The sequence below is a fragment of the uncultured Nostoc sp. genome (genome assembly GCF_937863485.1).
Classification (GTDB): Bacteria; Cyanobacteriota; Cyanobacteriia; order Cyanobacteriales; family Nostocaceae; genus Nostoc.
Genome location: NZ_CALMFY010000054.1, coordinates 12,259 through 28,432, shown reverse-complemented (window position 1 = coordinate 28,432; position 16,174 = coordinate 12,259). Strand labels below are relative to the sequence as shown.

Genomic DNA, 16,174 nt, shown 5'->3' with positions numbered 1-16,174 from the left:
GGGACTTCCAGTTAAAAAAACATCCCATCCCTGCGGGACGCTCCGCGAACGTAGGAGCGCAAGGCCAAGATCCCCTACAAATGTACAAATAATTTTGGATAATTTATTTTTTGTCAGTCCCTAACCATACTGGTTATCATGCATGAGAATCGCTATAAAATGAGTAAAAGGGTCTTCTTTATCAACAATTTCAATCTTAAACACCATGAAGTGTCCTAAATTAAAGACAGCTATCTACCGTTTGCATAGAAATGACTGAGCAACGTGATGCTGACTCACCCTCAACTGATTCTCAGCAATTGAGTAAACCGACTGATGGAGCAACAACCAAGTCGGTCGATAATTCCTGGACAAACCGCATTGCTGGTGTCTGGAACAACGCAACAACACGCTTAACGCAACTCTTACCCGTAGAACAAGTGGCACAAACGGTTGTTGAATGGTTTAGTGTAAGCGAGGCTCAGGTTGCAGAGATTTTAGAGAAAGTCCGAGCCGAACTGCCAACCACAGAAGCTCTCGTGATTGGTAAACCCCAAGCCGGAAAAAGTTCAATTGTCCGGGGATTGACAGGAGTATCTGCCGATATTGTCGGTCAGGGATTTCGTCCTCATACGCAACACACCCAACGCTATGCCTATCCTTCCAATGACCTGCCGTTACTGATTTTTACTGATACGGTCGGACTAGGTGATGTTAAACAAGATACTCAGGCAATTATTCAGGAGTTAGTTGGCGATTTACAAAAAGAGACTCGTTCCGCTAGAATCCTGCTTCTTACCGTTAAAATTAATGATTTTGCAACTGACACGCTACGACAAATTGCTCAACAGTTGCGCCAGCAGTATCCAAATATTCCCTGTCTGCTGGTAGTTACTTGCTTGCATGAGGTTTATCCTGGCGATATCGTCGATCATCCTGCCTATCCGCCAGATTATCAGCAAGTCAACCGCGCATTTGCCGCAATGCAACAAGCCTTTGCCGGAATAACTGACCGCTCTGTGCTAATTGACTTTACCCTAGAAGAAGATGGTTACACTCCGGTATTTTATGGCTTAGAAGCCCTGAGAGATTCCCTGGCAGAATTACTCCCAGAAGCCGAAGCCCAGGCGATTTATCAGCTATTAGATCAAGAAGAAACTGGTAAGCAACTTGGCAACCTTTACCGGGATGCTGCCCGCCGTTATATTTTGCCATTTTCGATTATGTCTGCCACCGTCGCCGCTGTACCTTTGCCATTTGCCACAATGCCCGTACTCACTGCCTTGCAAGGATCAATGGTGGGTCTGTTGGGTAAATTATATGGGCAGACACTTACGCCATCTCAGGCGGGAGGCGTTGTGAGTGCGATCGCAGGTGGTTTTTTAGCACAGGCAATTGCCCGGGAGTTAATTAAATTTATACCAGGTTTTGGTAGTGCGATCGCAGCCTCTTGGGCAGCCGCCTATACCTGGGCACTAGGGGAAGCAGCCTGCGTTTACTTTGGTGATTTAATGGGAGGTAAGAAACCCGATCCCCAAAAAATTCAGTTGGTGATGCAAGAAGCGTTCCAGGCGGCGCAAGAAAGGTTTAAGGGAATCAAACGTTAAGACTCAAAATCTTTATCCAGCAGGGTTTTCGGAAATCCTGTGCGTTTACCCTGATCAACTATGGCTTCTAATATTTAGCTGAAGAATTGCTCATTTAGTCGTTCAATTTCACATCTGTCCTACTTTCAATTGCTACTTGCTCTAAAGTCGGTTCTTCAAACGTAAACTCATCAATCAGCGTAATTATCACCGCTGCCGCAGGCACTGCAAGCAATATACCAATAAATCCAAATAGCTTACCCATTACCAGAAATGTCACAATTACCATTACCGGGTGAATATTAACTTGCTGACCCATCACCACAGGCTGAACAACATGGGCATCTACTTGATTCATTACAAAGAAAAGTATCAGCACAAATACTAGCTTTAGCGGTGAAATACTCAATGCTATTAATGCTGGTAAAAAAGCACCAATAATCGAACCAAAGTAAGGAATTATTTCAAATAAACCTGCAATAATCCCAAATGGTAAGGCTGACGGAATTCCCAAAATCAAAAGTCCAAAGGCTGCTCCAACACCCAGAAATATCATTGCTATCCCTGTCCCAAAAATCCAGCCCCGCAATCTTGTCTCGCAAGCCTTAAGGATTCGTTTAAACCGCGGATGATGTCGCCTTGGTACTAATCTTAAAATCCCTTTCACTAAGGAATTAGGATCGTAAGCCATATAAAGCGCTAGAATTAACGTCGCTACCAACTCCACAGTTAAACTCAAAGCTTCACCTAAGAAAACTGGTACTCCAGCCAGTAACTGGTCGGTCAAGTTCCGTAGTTGTATCAGTGCTTGGGAAATGTCCGGAATAAAACTGAATCTCTGACGTAGTTGCTCAACATCTCCTGTCAATCTATTGAGATAAGTTGGTAATGTTTTTATTAATTTTTGAGACTCAAACGTCACACTAGGTAGGACTACAGTAGCTAATACTACAATAAATCCGACGATTAATCCAATTAATAACAGAACAGCAAGATCCTGTGATTTGACTAGCTTTTGCAAAAACCGTAATAGCGTTCGCAAAATTAAAGCAATCAATGCTGCAATAGTTAAAAGTTCTAATACTGGTAAAAGTTGGTATAGGATGTAGAGTACCACAGCTACCATTACTGCCAATGGTGCACCACGAGTTAACTGTGACCATCCACTGCCTGTATCTCTAGGATTCGCCATTACTGTCACTTATTCTTCTGTTGATCATTATTTAAGTTATGGTTCGATAAATTAAGTTTTTTACCGATTTTTGCGTAATTCCTGTTACTGAAGTACACAAATTGGATTTCAAAGTCAGCCAGAAAATCCGTTTGACTTCTGAATACTAGATTTGGACTGTCATGAGTCATTCATTTACACATCCCGCACCTTGAAAAAACTGTAAAATGCAAGCCCAATAGCTAAAAGTAATACTGCATAAATTAAATTTCCAGCAAGATGAAATACCAATCTTGATGCCCAAAAAGCAATCTGTGCAACAACAATACCCTAAAGTATGCTCAACATAATATGTTTCCTCTTGAGCAAGTGATTTTTATTGATTCAGATATTTTATCATCTAACTTGAGTCTTATTCCATTTGTCATAGATATAGAAATTTCAATCATCATTAATCACTTTCTTAAAGTTACAAAAAATTCTCCTACACTTTCTCCTTTGCTGCTGGCACAATGCCAAACTTATTTAAACCTGCATCAATGTTCTTAAGTGCTTTAAAATCCTTTTCTGGTAAGGGATAGCTGCTACTGCTGAACAAACCCCCACTGACAGCAGGCTGCTTTTCCAAAAAAGAGAAAGCTTGGCGAAACTGATGCGGCTCGGCTTTAATCGGTGAATCAAAGTGACAGGGAATAATCCACTCAAAGTCCCAACTAGCAACTTTATCAGCCCAGTCAATGGTTTCTTGCGGTGCGCGGTTGAGAATCAGCGTCTGTAAAATTGGTGCGACAAACAAACGCCCATTCCCTCGCAGCGCATCAAACGATCGCTGCCAATCTGACTGCCATTTAAAGGGATACAATCCAAAATAAGCTTTCCTTGAACGTTCTGCTGCTTTCAAGGCATCTTGCAATACTTGACTCCATTGGCGTATATCTAGTGTGCTTGGTTGAAAGTACAAAGCAAACAACGAGATCCGCCGCCAACCCTTACGGCGATTTACTTCAATGTCTGCAACAATATCAGAAGCATGATCCTTGGCATGGAATAGCAAGGGATATGGATCTAATAGAACGATCGCAGGCGGATCTTCTGGGATAGAAAGCACAGAATCTGTTACTAAAAGAGTATGCGATCGCTTGTGGAAAAAAGCAACTTCCGCAAACCGACCAGGCCCAAGCTCGATGGGGCCCAGCATCGCATAATCAAACTCGTCAGCAAAAGGTGTTTTGCTACTATCTTCTGGGAGTACTTGAGTGCGTTTTGAGGGTAAGCCAAGCCAGCTAAGGGGTAGATTGAGCGGGAAACTCCACTGATGGGGAGCCACAAACACCTGTGCAGTCCCAAAATATCTAGCGAAGGGGCCGACGAAGACTTTGTGTTCTATAGCGGAGATAGTTGGCAGAATAATGTATTTAACGTTACCGTGTTTCGCCACCAACTCATTCACAAGCCGGATGCACTCTGTGGTTGGTGCAACAGGCGCATAGACGAGAAGACCCCCAGCTTCGAGCTTAACCACAGTCATGCGAATCGGCACAACTACGTAGAAAATGCCCTGAATCTGGTCAAAATTCCAGATTGTGTCCTTAACCACTTCTTTGCGGATTGTCTGCCGCCTGCCAAATGGGTAAAGTGGCACAACAGGCCATAATCTCCATGAAAAGTCTTTTGGATGTATCTGTTGTGCATTGACTATGCGTTGATCATCAGCCACTCTGCGACCCCCTCCAAATTCCCTGCTCAAATTGTTTTTATTTACTCTCTACAAAGTTGGAGTTTAGCAAATTGTTGAGATAATAACCTAACTTTTAACAAAACTGTTGATACACGCGCTTTGGGCGCACAGATGTCCACCCCGATTAACGCTCTTGATTGGTTCATCAATAAAGCTCAAAGATTCATTTACAAGTCCCACTTATACTAATTCGCTAAATTTTTGATGGCATTTTAACTTGAAACCTATTTTAGCTATTGATTTGGGACAGAAATAATTAATTATTAAGAGGAGGTAGAAGAGGAAAGGCTAAAATCTGAGTAAGAGTGCGATCGCATTAATACCCAGATGACTAATTTGGTAAAACTTGAATGGAATAGATACGCATAATGGATAGCCTCCTTTTAGAACGCCCAAACCAAGCGAACACTGGCTACAAAAAGCCCTTAGAGATTAATCTTGACTTTTTAGTAGGCTCTTACAAAAGCAAAACAGTACTAGCGAACTTAGAAGTTATTGATGAAGATATAGTTGCTAACTTAGACAAAGTACTGGAAATTAAACCAGATTTGTACGAAGCCTGGTACAACCGGAGTATTGCGCTGGTGAATTTAGGTAACTTAGAAGAGGCGATCGCTAACTTGGACAAAGCTCTGGCAATTAAACCAGATTTATATGAAGCCTGGTTCAACCGGGGCATTATAGTGGGATGTTTAAAACAGTCGCAAGAGGCACTTGCCAGTTTCGACAAAGCCTTGGAGATTAGACCCAACAAATACGAAGCATGGTTTAACCGAGGGATTACGCTGTATGACTTAGGACGCCTAGAAGATGCTATTGCCAGTTTCAATAAAGCCATTCAATTCAAATCTAACGATTACTGGAGTTGGTATAATTTGGGCATTGTGTTCTATGACTTGGGACACTTTGAAGAAGCAACCAATAGTTTTGATAAAAGTATAAAATTGAACCCCAACATCTCCAAAGGCTGGTATTGTCGAGGTATTGCACTTGGGCAATTAAAACGCTTGCAAGAAGTAATCATTAGCTTTGATAAAGCCTTATAATTACAACCGTATTGGTACGAAGCTTGGAAGTATCGAGGGATCACACTGAGAAAGTTAGAACGCTTTCCGGAAGCAATTGTTAGTTTTAACAAAGCCATTACAATTAAGTCTGATGACTACGGAGATTGGAATAATCAAGGCTACATGTTGTTGAAGCTGAGACACTTTGAATAAGCTATTACTAGCTTTGACAAAGCTTTAGAATTAAAACCTGATTATGCAGATGCTTTTTACAATAAGGCATGTTGTTATGCGTTGCAGGGAGATACTGAATCAGCAATTGATAATTTTCAAAAAGTTATTAATCTGAGTTATGAGCAATATTTACAAAGGGCAAAAAATGACTCAGATTTTGACAGCATTCGAGAAAATGAGCAGTTTCAGGCTTTGATTTAGACAGAAAATGATTGGGAAGATGAAGAAGAAATAGATGAACAAGAATGGCTGAAAGCAGCAGCGAGTAATCCAGTCTTTGATTTTCTAAAAGATCCTGAAGAAGATATTTACACCTTAGCCGATGGAAAGCCATTCAATGACTAAGGGTAAAATTGTCCTCGTACCTTTCCCATTCGATGATTTATCAGCTATTAAATTGCGTCCAGCCATTTGCTTGACTAATTCAGTGGGATCTTACAAACATGTTATCCTTGCTTTCATCACGAGTAAGATTCCATCTGATTTAATGGAAACGGACATTGTATTGGATATCAATCATCCTGATTTTGTTGCCAGTGGGTTAAATAAACCATCGACTATTAGGCTGGATCATTTGATGACAGTTCGTAAATCGGTGATTCAGCGTGAACTGGGTACATTGTCATCGGATATGCAAGATTTGATTGCTAAAATTCTGTGCAAGTTATTAACATAGCGGTTCTCTCTTTGATGCAAGACGCGTTAGGGAATATTGCTATATCCCTACCAATGGTACACCAGTATGCTCAAGTCTCTTAACCCGCCTATGCGACTTGCTCCTGTATTATACACAACTAAAAACAAAACAGCGATGACTCACTACATTTTAAAAGCCTCAAAAGAAACTGTGCATTTAGGTGGTTTCTCCCATCTGCTAGAACCAGCACTCACTATTAATTCAGGTGATACGGTTGATGTGGAAACTTATACTGGTTACTACGTTTATGACAAAGCACCACCTGAGTTTGTTACACCAGAATTTCTCGACATCTGCCAAAATCTTCTCCCAGAACGCAAAATTGCTGGGGGGCCGCATTTACTCACAGGGCCGATTTATGTGCGCGATGCCGAACCAGGGGATGTTTTAGAAGTACAATTAGATGCGATCGCACCTCGTTTACCCGTCGGCTTCAATGCCATTCGTCCAGGTTGGGGAGCTTTACCACATCAGTTTCCTGAACCTGCTTTAAGATTCATTCCTCTAGATTTAGCAAATAATATCGCTGAATTTCCGGCGGGTGCTGGCATAAAAATTCCCCTGAAACCGTTTTTTGGAATTCTTGGTGTAGCTACTCCAGAAACCTCTCGAACTTCTGTCCCACCAGGTTCTTACGGTGGTAATATTGACAATCGGGAACTGCAAGCTGGTTCTCGTTTATTTTTGCCAATTTTTGTACCAGGTGGATTATTTTCTATTGGTGATGGACATTCTGCACAGGGAGACGGCGAAGTAAATGTTACCGCCATTGAAACTTCGATGAACGGTAGAATTACCCTCAAACTTCGTAAGGATTTGCAACTGACAACACCAATTGCCGAAACTCCAACTCATATCATCACAATGGGCTTTGCTCAAACCTTAGATGAAGCCTTAGAACTGGCTTTAAAAAACATGATTGATTTTCTGAAACGCTTCATAAATTTGTCGCCAGAAGATGCTTATGTCTTGTGTAGTTTAGCTGTGAATTTTCATATCACTCAAGTTGTGAACAGTCCTCAAAAAGGTGTACATGGAATGCTACCAAAATCAATCTTTTCCCAAAATATTAATTTATAATTTGCAATTTAGCTACCATTTTTTATGTCTAATATCTTTATTCAACTGTTGTTAATCGGTTTAGTTTCTGGCGTTGCTGGCGGGATGTTTGGTATTGGTGGCGGCGCGATTATGATTCCGGCAATGGTATTAGTAATTGGTTTGGATCAGAAGTTAGCTACAGGAACTTCTGTGGCTGCTCAAATTTTGCCAATCGGCATCTTAGCAGCCTTAGTTTACCACCGCAACGGTAATCTTAATATCAAATATGCCCTGATTATTGCAGTTGGTTTAATCGTGGGTAACTTCTTCGGGGCATTGTTTGCAAATCAGCCGTTTATTAGCACCGAGTTAATGAAAAAGCTGTATGGCATCTTTGTGTTAATGATAGGTATTCGTTATTTACTGTCAAATTAAAGACTTTAATTAAGCTTCAGCAATATCTTTGTTAAGCCATCGCCTAGCTTTTCAATAGATTGCTGCTGTTTAGGATCTTTTAACGTGTCATCAGCATTAAAGGCCTCATAAGCTTTGGGTACGGCTACCTGATCGGGAAGTACCAAAACTTTCATGTTTCCCAAGATAGACCGCAGGTGAACTAACCCCCGCAGACCACCAAGAGCGCCTGGGGAAGCGCTCATAATGCTAGCAACTTTACCTACAAAAGCAGTCAAAGCCAAAGGCGCTTCATTTGGATATGGACGAGATGCCCAGTCAATGGCGTTCTTCAAAACTGCTGTAAGGGAACTGTTATATTCAGGCGAAGCAATCAGCAATCCTTGATGAGAAATCATCAAGTCCTTAAAAGTGCGGGCGTTGGCAGGTATTCCTTCTTGAGCTTCCAAATTTTCATCAAAAAGAGGTAAGGGCAAATCGCGGAGGTCTATATAAGTCACTTCTGCGCCTGCTGCCTTCGCGCCAGTCGCCGCAATTTTTACCAATTTTTTGTTGTAAGAATCAATCCGGGTGCTGCCAGCAAAGGCGAGGATTTTGGGTGTAGATGCCATAGTTCTAGGTTGAATGGGAAGAATTAACCTGTTCAGCTGCATTATCCTGTTTTCAGGCGATCGCTATTTGCTACCTTTAGATTTTCTTTATACATTCCCTCTTAGCTTACAAGCGGGTGTTGACACCCGCTAATCAAACCTGTATCTTCAAAGTATATACGTCAGACAAAGTTTTTAAAAGTGTTTCACTCCGAAAATCTGAAGTTCGGGCGTGTAGATCACTAACAAAATATTTGGAGATAGCTATGACGGCAGTTGTTGCTAAATGGGGAAATAGTTTAGCTATTCGGATTCCAAGAGCGATCGCCCAACAAGCAGATATAACCGAAGGGACAGGTATAGAGCTTAGTGTGGAAGGTAACAATATTATAATTACACCACAAAAAAGAAAAAAGTATACCCTTGATGAGTTGCTTGAAGGTATGACTCCTGATAAATTTCATCCTGAATTTGAAACTGGAAACGCTTTGGGGAATGAAGATTGGTAGTTAATCCATACTTTCCTAAAAGAGGAGATATTATCAAATTAGAATTTGGAGCAACACAGCAGTTTACGGTTGATTCAATTCAGCGTGCATTTGCCCTCTACACATCAGGAATGTCATTTGATGACATTGCTAGAACAATGAACAATGAACTACAACAACAAGGGCGGGAACAAATGGGCTACCGCCCTGTTCTTGTTATATCTCCAATTCAATACAATCGAATGGCTTCTTTAGTTTTAGCGTGTCCTATAACCAGCAAGGCAAAAGGGCTTAGTTTTGAAGTTCCACTTGTTAAAGAAATGCAAACAAAAGGAGTTGTGTTAGCCGACCAAATTAAAACACTCGATTGGAAAGCTAGAAAGGTAAAAATTGTTGAAAGTGTTTCACAAGATTTAATAGAAGAAGTACAGGCAAAACTCGAAACATTGATTTTATAAAACTAATTTTATTTAAATTTATAAGCGCGAACGCAACTTTAATTGCAACGTGAGTTGATGCATTACTCGACGCAGCATTTCTCGCTCTACTTCCAACTCCTGACTTCTGACTTCCACCAACTAATTAATAAGTTGTAAGTTGAAGTCGGAAGCATTATTGTTTATCCTGGATCTTAGGTTGAATGGGAAGGATTAAACAGTTCAGGCGATCGCTATTTGCTACCTTTAGATTTTCTTTACAAACTTTCTCTAAGTGAAATTTGCATTTAATTACAAAATTACATAATTACACTAATCATAGTAAAGACTGAAAACCCTGCTTTTAGAGTCGAAATATGAACGTTCACAAGATAGAAGTCGTTTTAACTGAAGATGAAACTCTGATGCTGCGGGGTTTACCCTTTCATGCCGGCGATGCTGTGGAAGTGATTATTCTGGAAACTAATACTCCACAGCACCAAGCAGCACCGAAACCCCAATTAGATACAAATACCTTATCTTTTGCACAACACACAGCCATAGTGTTATGACGACTCTACAGAACCCGTCGCCTTAGAAGACTGGGAGGTTTTGCAATGATTGTACTTGATACTCATATTTGGGTTTGGTGGTTCAGAACGATTCACGACTGACTAGATAACAGCAACATTGGTTGGGGGACAGTTTGATGCAGTCCTGTTATTCAGCTTCCGTTTAAAAGCAAAACCAAAACCAAAAGCAGCAACTGCCAGTGAACTGATTACTGAAGAAGATTCAGGGACGGGTGTTGCCTTAATGCTAGTTGCCTTAATGCTAGTTGTGTCACCTAAGAAAGTAGATTTGTCAGTAATTTTGTCAAACAAAAATAGGTTGTAATTAGTGCTACCAGATGCAACAGGGTTTCCGCTGGCATCAACGCTATTGGAGATGAAGTAGTACGGGTTCTGACTAGGTGTATCGGTGCTGACATCTAATGCTGGAAGGTTAGCAGTTAGAGAGTTATCGTAATCCAAACGCAAAAACTCATCATTTGAAATGCCGTTTATAACCGAACTACCACTTTGAAGAAGTGTATTGGTGGAGTCGAAAATGGATAGCGACTGAGATTCCAAAAATTGAGTTGAAAATGGAATATAGTCTGCACTAATTTCTGAAAAAGAAGCCGGAGCATCAGTTTTAGTTGTAAACGAACCTTCGGCTGAATATCCATTGCTAAAATTCGCGCTGAATGCAAAATCAGCAGCCTGAGCGGATGAGACTGCAAACACTAAGGGAATGGATGAACAAGTCACCATCGCAAGCAATACAGGGAATATTTGAAGTTTCATGAATAAACCTTGAATTATTGAATGAATAAACGCAATTTCGCAAAAAATATCCCGAATGCCTATTCTTTCGTTAAATCCAGGAGTCAGAATCTAGAACTTCTGATCTCTAAATTTATCGTAGTATCGGTTATGAACCTTAACAAACTTGATTAGCAATCCCTAGATAAGTAGTGACGCAAGCTTAATCTGAACCTTTAAAAAGTTAAAGCAACAGAACAAATGTGAAAGACCTGTAGGATCAACACAAATATGTTTTTTCTTTTTACTATTGGTTTGACAAGAAACACTACAAAAAACGTACCATAATGACATAGAAATTTTATATAAATTTTTGATAAAGAAGTTGAGCAATATATTAATAAATATTCCCGAAACCTTTATTTATTTTGTAACAACACAATACTTGTATGTTAAAAACATGATTTTTTGAAATTAAAAAGTTTCAGCAATACGATAAAAGTGGCGAAGGGAGCATCTCAGTTTTTGAAGTGGCTCAAACCGACAATAATCCATTAAGGTAGGTACAGCGATGGACAAGGACTTGAGGCACATTTTCTCGTTTCCATTGTGCCCCGGAAATCTTGGTTCGACGGTCAACCTGTTTAACGGCAGATTCAACCGAACCAGAACCAATTGAACAAATTTGTTCAGCTTGATGATATTGATAGTTGATGATGCGTAGGCGTAGCCCGCCGCAGGCATCGCCTGAATATGTTCTTGAAGTGCTTACTTTTGTTCTGGAGTCATCGCTAGATAAATACACTCGTTTTACTTATCCTGACTCATTTTTGCCCTCTTTGCAAAAAACTGGGATGCTGCCATTGGGATGCTCCCCACCAATGAACGAATATCCGATTCTAAATTGGGCAGAGATTAAGTAACATTGCTTTTTTCGCGCGGGCGCTTTGCGCCCGCTTTAATAGCGATCGCACTAAAAATTTTATACTGCTTTGCAAATCGTCTTTTAAGCACTTTAAGCTTTTTGAGGACATATGCAGGCAGGAATCCAAACATCAAAGAAATAGGTTGATGCGAATATACTTTTATAGTATAGTGTGGGCGTTTATCCATCTTCCAATTGTCGTACCAAGAAAAATCACTAACTAGATTAATCTCGTCAACTTTATCCGCATAGGCTGATTTAACTACTTGTTCAAAAAGTATAGTGCCAGGAGAAAATTTGGAATAACTCTCATCATAAGCCAGCTTCCAAATAATGGTTGAACGCTTCAACTTAATCGCTAAATTGATCGCAATTGTCTTACCTTTAACTTCAAGTAATTGCCATTCAAGCCAACCAGCTTCTGATAGTCGCCGTGTAAGATTTGTGAAAAATGATATATCTGTTGATGAATTTGCAATTGAGCTTCCTCTAGTTCCTTTCCAACTGGCAGCTTCCACTTCTATTAATTGAGGTAAATATTTTTCAGTGGCATCGCTTCCTTTGAGGAAGATAGTTTTCACCCCTTCTAATTGATAGAGTTTCTTTCCCGACCTTTTGATAGTACTCCTTAAATTACCACTGAGGGTTTCTCGATATTCATCAAAACAGCCAGTTATTTTTAAGTTAGCTCCCATCATCCAATCAAGCTCTTTAATGAGGAGAATATCTGACATCCCTTCTAAAGCAGCGATAGTAGGTGAATTCTCCGGTAAACGGTTAAATACCATACCCAGATGATGGGGAGAAAATTGTTTCGCAGCATCAATAAGGACTGGAATAACTATATTTTCAATTCCCAATGCGGCTACAATATCAAGCGAACATGATTGCGAAGACTTACGTATAACTAAGAACGAAAAATTGAATCCAAAGAACCTTTGTGGAGTTACAATTAGCGGCAGAACACCTACTAGCTCCGAATCGTTATAAGCAAATACACAAAACCATGATTCGTCAACTTTCACATAGTGTTCAAAATATGATGATATCCATGCATAGGATGTCATTGGTAACTGTTGAGGAGCTTCAAAAGCAAGCTGATTCCAACTGTCTGCATGGAGCTTGAGTTCTTCAAGGTTTTCAACAATCTGTACTTTTAATTTTTCCATAGTTAAGAATTTTGATTGTGTTAACGCTATTATATATCCGGATTTCTCACAAGAACTCTTGCAAAAGTGTTTTGTGGTATGATTGAAAGTTTGGCAATTTGCAATTAGGACTTTGAGGAGCAGTGAAAATAGAGAAAGCTAAACAGCTTACTGCGAGAAAATTTAAGCGCATGACTGGGGTAAACCGTAAAACCTTTGAGCTAATGGTTGGGTTAGTAAAAGCTGACGCTCAAAAGAAAAAGAAACCCAGTCGTCGTCCTAAAATAATTATTGAAGACCAAGTTTTAATGGTTCTTCAATATTGGAGCGGAGCCGGAGACGCTCCGCCTCCGGAGAATACCGCACTTATTACCATATTGGATTAGAATTTGGGCTTTCGGAATCTACGGTTTGTCGAATAGTTTTTAAAATTGAAAATATTTTAATTAAGTCAAGAAATTTTAGTCTGCCGGGGAAAAAAGAATTGTGGAAAATGTCATCTGAAGAAGATTTAATTGGGAGCATCTCACTTTTTGAAGTGGCTCAAACCGACAATAATCCATTGAGATAGGCACAGCGATGGGCAAGGACTTGAGGCACATTTTCTCGTTTCCATTGCGCTCCAGAAATCTTAGTTCGACGGTCAACCTGTTTAACGGCAGATTCAACCGATCCAAAACCAATCGAACTTTCTTTGTTCAGCTTGATAGTATTCGTAATTGATGATGCGTAGGCGTAGCCCGCCGCAGGCATCGCTTGAACATGTTTTTGAAGAGCTTGCTTTTGTTCTGGGGTCATCGCTGGATAAATATACTCATCTTAATTATCCTGCCTCATTTTCGCCCTCTTTGCAAAAAACTGGGATGCTCCCAGCGGCGAATTCCAATTGTTCTAAAGCATTTTTTCCAAGAACTGTTTAGCGCGATCGCACTGAGGATTTTGGAAAAACTCGTTAGGAGTAGCATCTTCTGCTAAACTTCCCTGATCGAGGAACATAATCCGATTAGCAACTTCTTTTGCAAAGCCCATTTCATGGGTAACGATCGCCATTGTCATTCCAGATAGCGCTAAAGCTTTCATCACTTCCAATACATCTTTGACCATTTCTGGATCTAAGGCAGAGGTGGGTTCATCAAACAAAATCATCTCAGGTTCCATTGCTAATGCACGGGCGATCGCTACTCGCTGTTTCTGTCCCCCGGATAGTTTGGACGGATAGACAGACACTTTTGACTCTAAACCTACCTTAGCAAGCAATTCTAAGCCATGTTCTTCTGCTTTTTGCTTGTTTATTCCTTTCACCTTTATCGGTGCATAGGTGACATTTTGCAGCACACTCATGTGGGGAAACAAATTAAAATGTTGAAATACCATCCCCAACTGCTGGCGCACCTTAGCGATGTTTGCTTTGGGTTTGGTAATTTCTTGCTCGTGAAAGTAGATTCTTCCTCTAGTGGGTTGTTCTAGCAAGTTTATGCATCGTAAAAAGGTAGATTTACCTGAACCAGAAGGGCCTAATATAGCAACTACTTCCCCCTGGTAAAACTCAGTAGAAATATCTTTGAGTACGTCGAGTTTGCCAAAGGATTTAGATAAGAATTCCGTGCGAATTACTACATTACTCACTTTCCCGTAACCTCCTTTCTAAAGCGGATGCACCCAAGGTCATACCCATTACCAAAACATAGTAGATTAATCCTGCAAATAGCAGTGGTTCAAAATAAATATACTTATTTGCACCAACGATTTGGGCGCTGCGTAATATTTCCACTACCCCAATCGTTGACACCAGCGCGGAATCTTTGAGCAGTCCGATAGTTTCATTTACCAATGCTGGGAGAATGTTCTTTAATGCTTGGGGCAAAATCACATCCCACATCATCAACCAATAGGGAACACCCATAGACATCGCCGCTTCACTTTGCCCTTTATCCACCGCCTGAATCCCACCCCTGATAGTTTCTGACATATAAGCACCAGAATTCAGGGTAAAAGTTAGCACCCCTGCCTGTAATGCTGAAATGTCATAGCCTGTAAGCTGGGGTGTTGCGTAGTAAACTAACGCCAACTGTAATAACAAAGGTGTGCCTCGAAAAACAGAGGTGTAAACGTTAGCAACCCAGGTAAGCGGCTTGATGCCGATAATTTTTAATAGAGACAGGATTGTTCCCCAGATTAACCCCAAAGATACAGATAATAGCGTAAACAACAAAGTTAAAGGGATTCCCCGAAGAATAAAGGGAATGTCTGGAAGAATTCTGGTGAAGTCGAGATTCAATCCACCTTTGGCAGGAGTTGAGGATGCAGGATTGGCGGTAGTGTTCTGTGAAAACCACTTGGCTACAAGTTTATTCAATGTGCCATCGTCCTTCATTTGTTGGAGGACTTTGTTAAACGGTTCTACAAAAGAAGAACCTTTGGGAAAAGCGATCGCTGATCCACTTGCCTCCTCTGAGGGAATAATATTAAATTCTAAATCTGGGTTAGCTTGGGCGAATCCTTTAGCGACGGTATCCTCAACAATTGCTGCATCAATTCGTCCAGATTTGATTTCTTGAACTACTTCCGGGACTTTGTTGAGTTGCTTTAGCTGAATACCCGCAACTTTTTTAGCAATTTTCTGGGCATTTTGTTCTTGTATCGTTCCTAGTTGCACCCCAACTTTTTTTCCTAATAAGTTTTGGGGTTGCTTCAAGTTGCTACCTTTAGGAGCGACAATCGTATCTTTAGCTTCGTAATAAATAATTGAAAAATCAACATTTTTCTGACGTTCTGGAGTTGGAGTCATCCCAGCCATTACAAAGTCAGCGCGATTTGCTTGGAGTGCAGGAATTAATCCATTAAAATCGGATTCCATTATTTGAAGTTTAAACCCTAGTTTTTCAGCAAGGGTCTTGGCAATATCTATATCAAAGCCAACGATTTGGCGATCGCCTCCTTTCGTATCATAAAACTCATAAGGAGGATAATCTGGGGAAGTAATTATCGTCAGCGTGTCTTTACCTAAAGATGAAACAGCTTTTAGAGAATTACTATGTCCTGTGATAATGCTGATTACTACTGCTACAACCAGTATCTTTAATAGCCATACTTTCTTTTTCTTCATGCACTTGATAAGTATATAAACTCTATTCTGCACCTTAAACTGTCACATCAATCGAGCAGATAATATCTGTGATATCATGTCCGCTGAATTGCCCATAAGAAAAGTACCTCACCCCGCTTATAGCTAGAGCTACAGATTTGCTTCTCTCCTTTAGTAGGCTACAGTGTACACACAAGTCTTCTAAAGCTGCCCCACATCTTGCTCTGCAATGCCAATGCATCGACTGACAATGCCAATGCATCGACTGACAATGCCAATGTATAAACTTGCAATGCCAATGTATCGACTGACAATGCCAATGCATCGACTTACAATGCTAATGTATCA

The 16,174-nt window shown here is 40.5% G+C and carries 16 protein-coding genes and 4 pseudogenes; 11 read left to right on the top strand and 9 right to left on the bottom strand.

Translation table 11 applies throughout. The features are described 5' to 3' along the window. Nucleotides 1-251: 251 nt before the first annotated feature. Nucleotides 252-1,586, top strand: a complete 1,335-nt coding sequence (locus tag Q0541_RS07820) for a GTPase family protein (protein WP_298907841.1) — start codon at nt 252-254, stop codon at nt 1,584-1,586. Between the two features lie 94 nt (nt 1,587-1,680). On the opposite strand, the gene Q0541_RS07815 is transcribed toward Q0541_RS07820, so the two are convergent. Together Q0541_RS07815 and Q0541_RS07810 are read right to left on the bottom strand one after the other, a co-directional pair. After that, a complete protein-coding gene (locus Q0541_RS07815; protein ID WP_298907839.1) occupies nt 1,681-2,757 on the bottom strand; it encodes an AI-2E family transporter in 1,077 nt (358 codons plus the stop codon). A gap of 463 nt (nt 2,758-3,220) precedes the next feature. Beyond that, nucleotides 3,221-4,453, bottom strand: a complete 1,233-nt coding sequence (locus Q0541_RS07810) for a DUF4336 domain-containing protein (protein WP_298907837.1) — start codon at nt 4,451-4,453, stop codon at nt 3,221-3,223. A gap of 389 nt (nt 4,454-4,842) precedes the next feature. Here Q0541_RS07810 and Q0541_RS07805 point away from each other — a divergent pair, with 389 nt between their 5' ends. The 6 genes and pseudogenes from Q0541_RS07805 (at nt 4,843) to Q0541_RS07785 (ending at nt 7,888) form a co-directional block, all read left to right on the top strand. Then, nucleotides 4,843-5,520 carry a tetratricopeptide repeat protein gene (locus Q0541_RS07805; protein WP_298907835.1) on the top strand — a complete coding sequence of 226 codons (678 nt, stop codon included), beginning with the start codon at nt 4,843-4,845 and terminating at the stop codon, nt 5,518-5,520. Between the two features lie 30 nt (nt 5,521-5,550). Further along, nucleotides 5,551-5,694 (top strand): annotated as a pseudogene (locus tag Q0541_RS34365) (tetratricopeptide repeat protein); the annotation flags it as partial. Nucleotides 5,695-5,697: 3 nt separating this feature from the next. After that, the gene (locus Q0541_RS07800; protein ID WP_298907843.1) at nt 5,698-5,916 is read left to right on the top strand and encodes a tetratricopeptide repeat protein; all 219 of its coding nucleotides are present in this window, start codon (nt 5,698-5,700) and stop codon (nt 5,914-5,916) included. A gap of 136 nt (nt 5,917-6,052) precedes the next feature. After that, nucleotides 6,053-6,391: a type II toxin-antitoxin system PemK/MazF family toxin gene (locus Q0541_RS07795; protein WP_298907833.1), complete on the top strand. Its 339-nt coding sequence runs from the start codon at nt 6,053-6,055 to the stop codon at nt 6,389-6,391. A 135-nt stretch (nt 6,392-6,526) separates the two neighbouring features. Next, nucleotides 6,527-7,492 (top strand): acetamidase/formamidase family protein, encoded by a 966-nt coding sequence (locus Q0541_RS07790; RefSeq protein ID WP_298907830.1) that lies wholly within the window; start codon nt 6,527-6,529, stop codon nt 7,490-7,492. A gap of 24 nt (nt 7,493-7,516) precedes the next feature. Next, entirely contained in the window at nt 7,517-7,888 is a 372-nt protein-coding gene (locus Q0541_RS07785) for a TSUP family transporter (RefSeq protein ID WP_298907828.1), read from the top strand. A 5-nt stretch (nt 7,889-7,893) separates the two neighbouring features. Here the strand turns inward: Q0541_RS07785 and Q0541_RS07780 are convergent, their stop codons facing one another. Further along, nucleotides 7,894-8,520 (bottom strand): NAD(P)H-dependent oxidoreductase, encoded by a 627-nt coding sequence (locus tag Q0541_RS07780; protein ID WP_298907825.1) that lies wholly within the window; start codon nt 8,518-8,520, stop codon nt 7,894-7,896. A gap of 203 nt (nt 8,521-8,723) precedes the next feature. On the opposite strand from Q0541_RS07780, the gene Q0541_RS07775 reads away from it, so the two are divergent. The 3 genes from Q0541_RS07775 to Q0541_RS07765 all read left to right on the top strand — a co-directional run bounded on the left by Q0541_RS07775 (nt 8,724) and on the right by Q0541_RS07765 (nt 9,933). After that, complete coding sequence (locus Q0541_RS07775) at nt 8,724-8,966, top strand: AbrB/MazE/SpoVT family DNA-binding domain-containing protein (protein ID WP_298907823.1); 243 nt, start codon at nt 8,724-8,726, stop codon at nt 8,964-8,966. Then, entirely contained in the window at nt 8,960-9,403 is a 444-nt protein-coding gene (locus Q0541_RS07770) for a type II toxin-antitoxin system PemK/MazF family toxin (RefSeq protein ID WP_298907821.1), read from the top strand. The genes Q0541_RS07775 and Q0541_RS07770 overlap by 7 nt, the downstream gene beginning before the upstream one ends. 335 nt (nt 9,404-9,738) lie before the next feature. Next, nucleotides 9,739-9,933 carry a hypothetical protein gene (locus Q0541_RS07765; RefSeq protein WP_298907819.1) on the top strand — a complete coding sequence of 65 codons (195 nt, stop codon included), beginning with the start codon at nt 9,739-9,741 and terminating at the stop codon, nt 9,931-9,933. Between the two features lie 102 nt (nt 9,934-10,035). On the opposite strand, the gene Q0541_RS07760 is transcribed toward Q0541_RS07765, so the two are convergent. From Q0541_RS07760 to Q0541_RS07750, 3 genes and pseudogenes are all read right to left on the bottom strand, one after another. After that, on the bottom strand, nt 10,036-10,710 hold the full coding sequence (locus tag Q0541_RS07760; protein WP_298907816.1) for a hypothetical protein: 675 nt from the start codon (nt 10,708-10,710) through the stop codon (nt 10,036-10,038). A 493-nt stretch (nt 10,711-11,203) separates the two neighbouring features. Next, nucleotides 11,204-11,389: pseudogene (locus tag Q0541_RS07755) on the bottom strand (ISKra4 family transposase); the annotation flags it as partial. Between the two features lie 194 nt (nt 11,390-11,583). Beyond that, on the bottom strand, nt 11,584-12,762 hold the full coding sequence (locus tag Q0541_RS07750) for a GNAT family N-acetyltransferase (RefSeq protein WP_298907814.1): 1,179 nt from the start codon (nt 12,760-12,762) through the stop codon (nt 11,584-11,586). A gap of 122 nt (nt 12,763-12,884) precedes the next feature. Here Q0541_RS07750 and Q0541_RS07745 point away from each other — a divergent pair. Beyond that, nucleotides 12,885-13,258 (top strand): annotated as a pseudogene (locus Q0541_RS07745) (transposase family protein); the annotation flags it as partial. Nucleotides 13,259-13,284: 26 nt separating this feature from the next. Here Q0541_RS07745 and Q0541_RS07740 read toward each other — a convergent pair. From Q0541_RS07740 to Q0541_RS07730, 3 genes and pseudogenes are all read right to left on the bottom strand, one after another. Beyond that, nucleotides 13,285-13,477: pseudogene (locus tag Q0541_RS07740) on the bottom strand (ISKra4 family transposase); the annotation flags it as partial. A gap of 155 nt (nt 13,478-13,632) precedes the next feature. Then, complete coding sequence (locus Q0541_RS07735; protein WP_298907813.1) at nt 13,633-14,367, bottom strand: amino acid ABC transporter ATP-binding protein; 735 nt, start codon at nt 14,365-14,367, stop codon at nt 13,633-13,635. After that, on the bottom strand, nt 14,360-15,847 hold the full coding sequence (locus tag Q0541_RS07730) for an ABC transporter permease subunit (protein ID WP_298907812.1): 1,488 nt from the start codon (nt 15,845-15,847) through the stop codon (nt 14,360-14,362). The genes Q0541_RS07735 and Q0541_RS07730 overlap by 8 nt, the downstream gene beginning before the upstream one ends. Nucleotides 15,848-16,174: the final 327 nt, after the last annotated feature.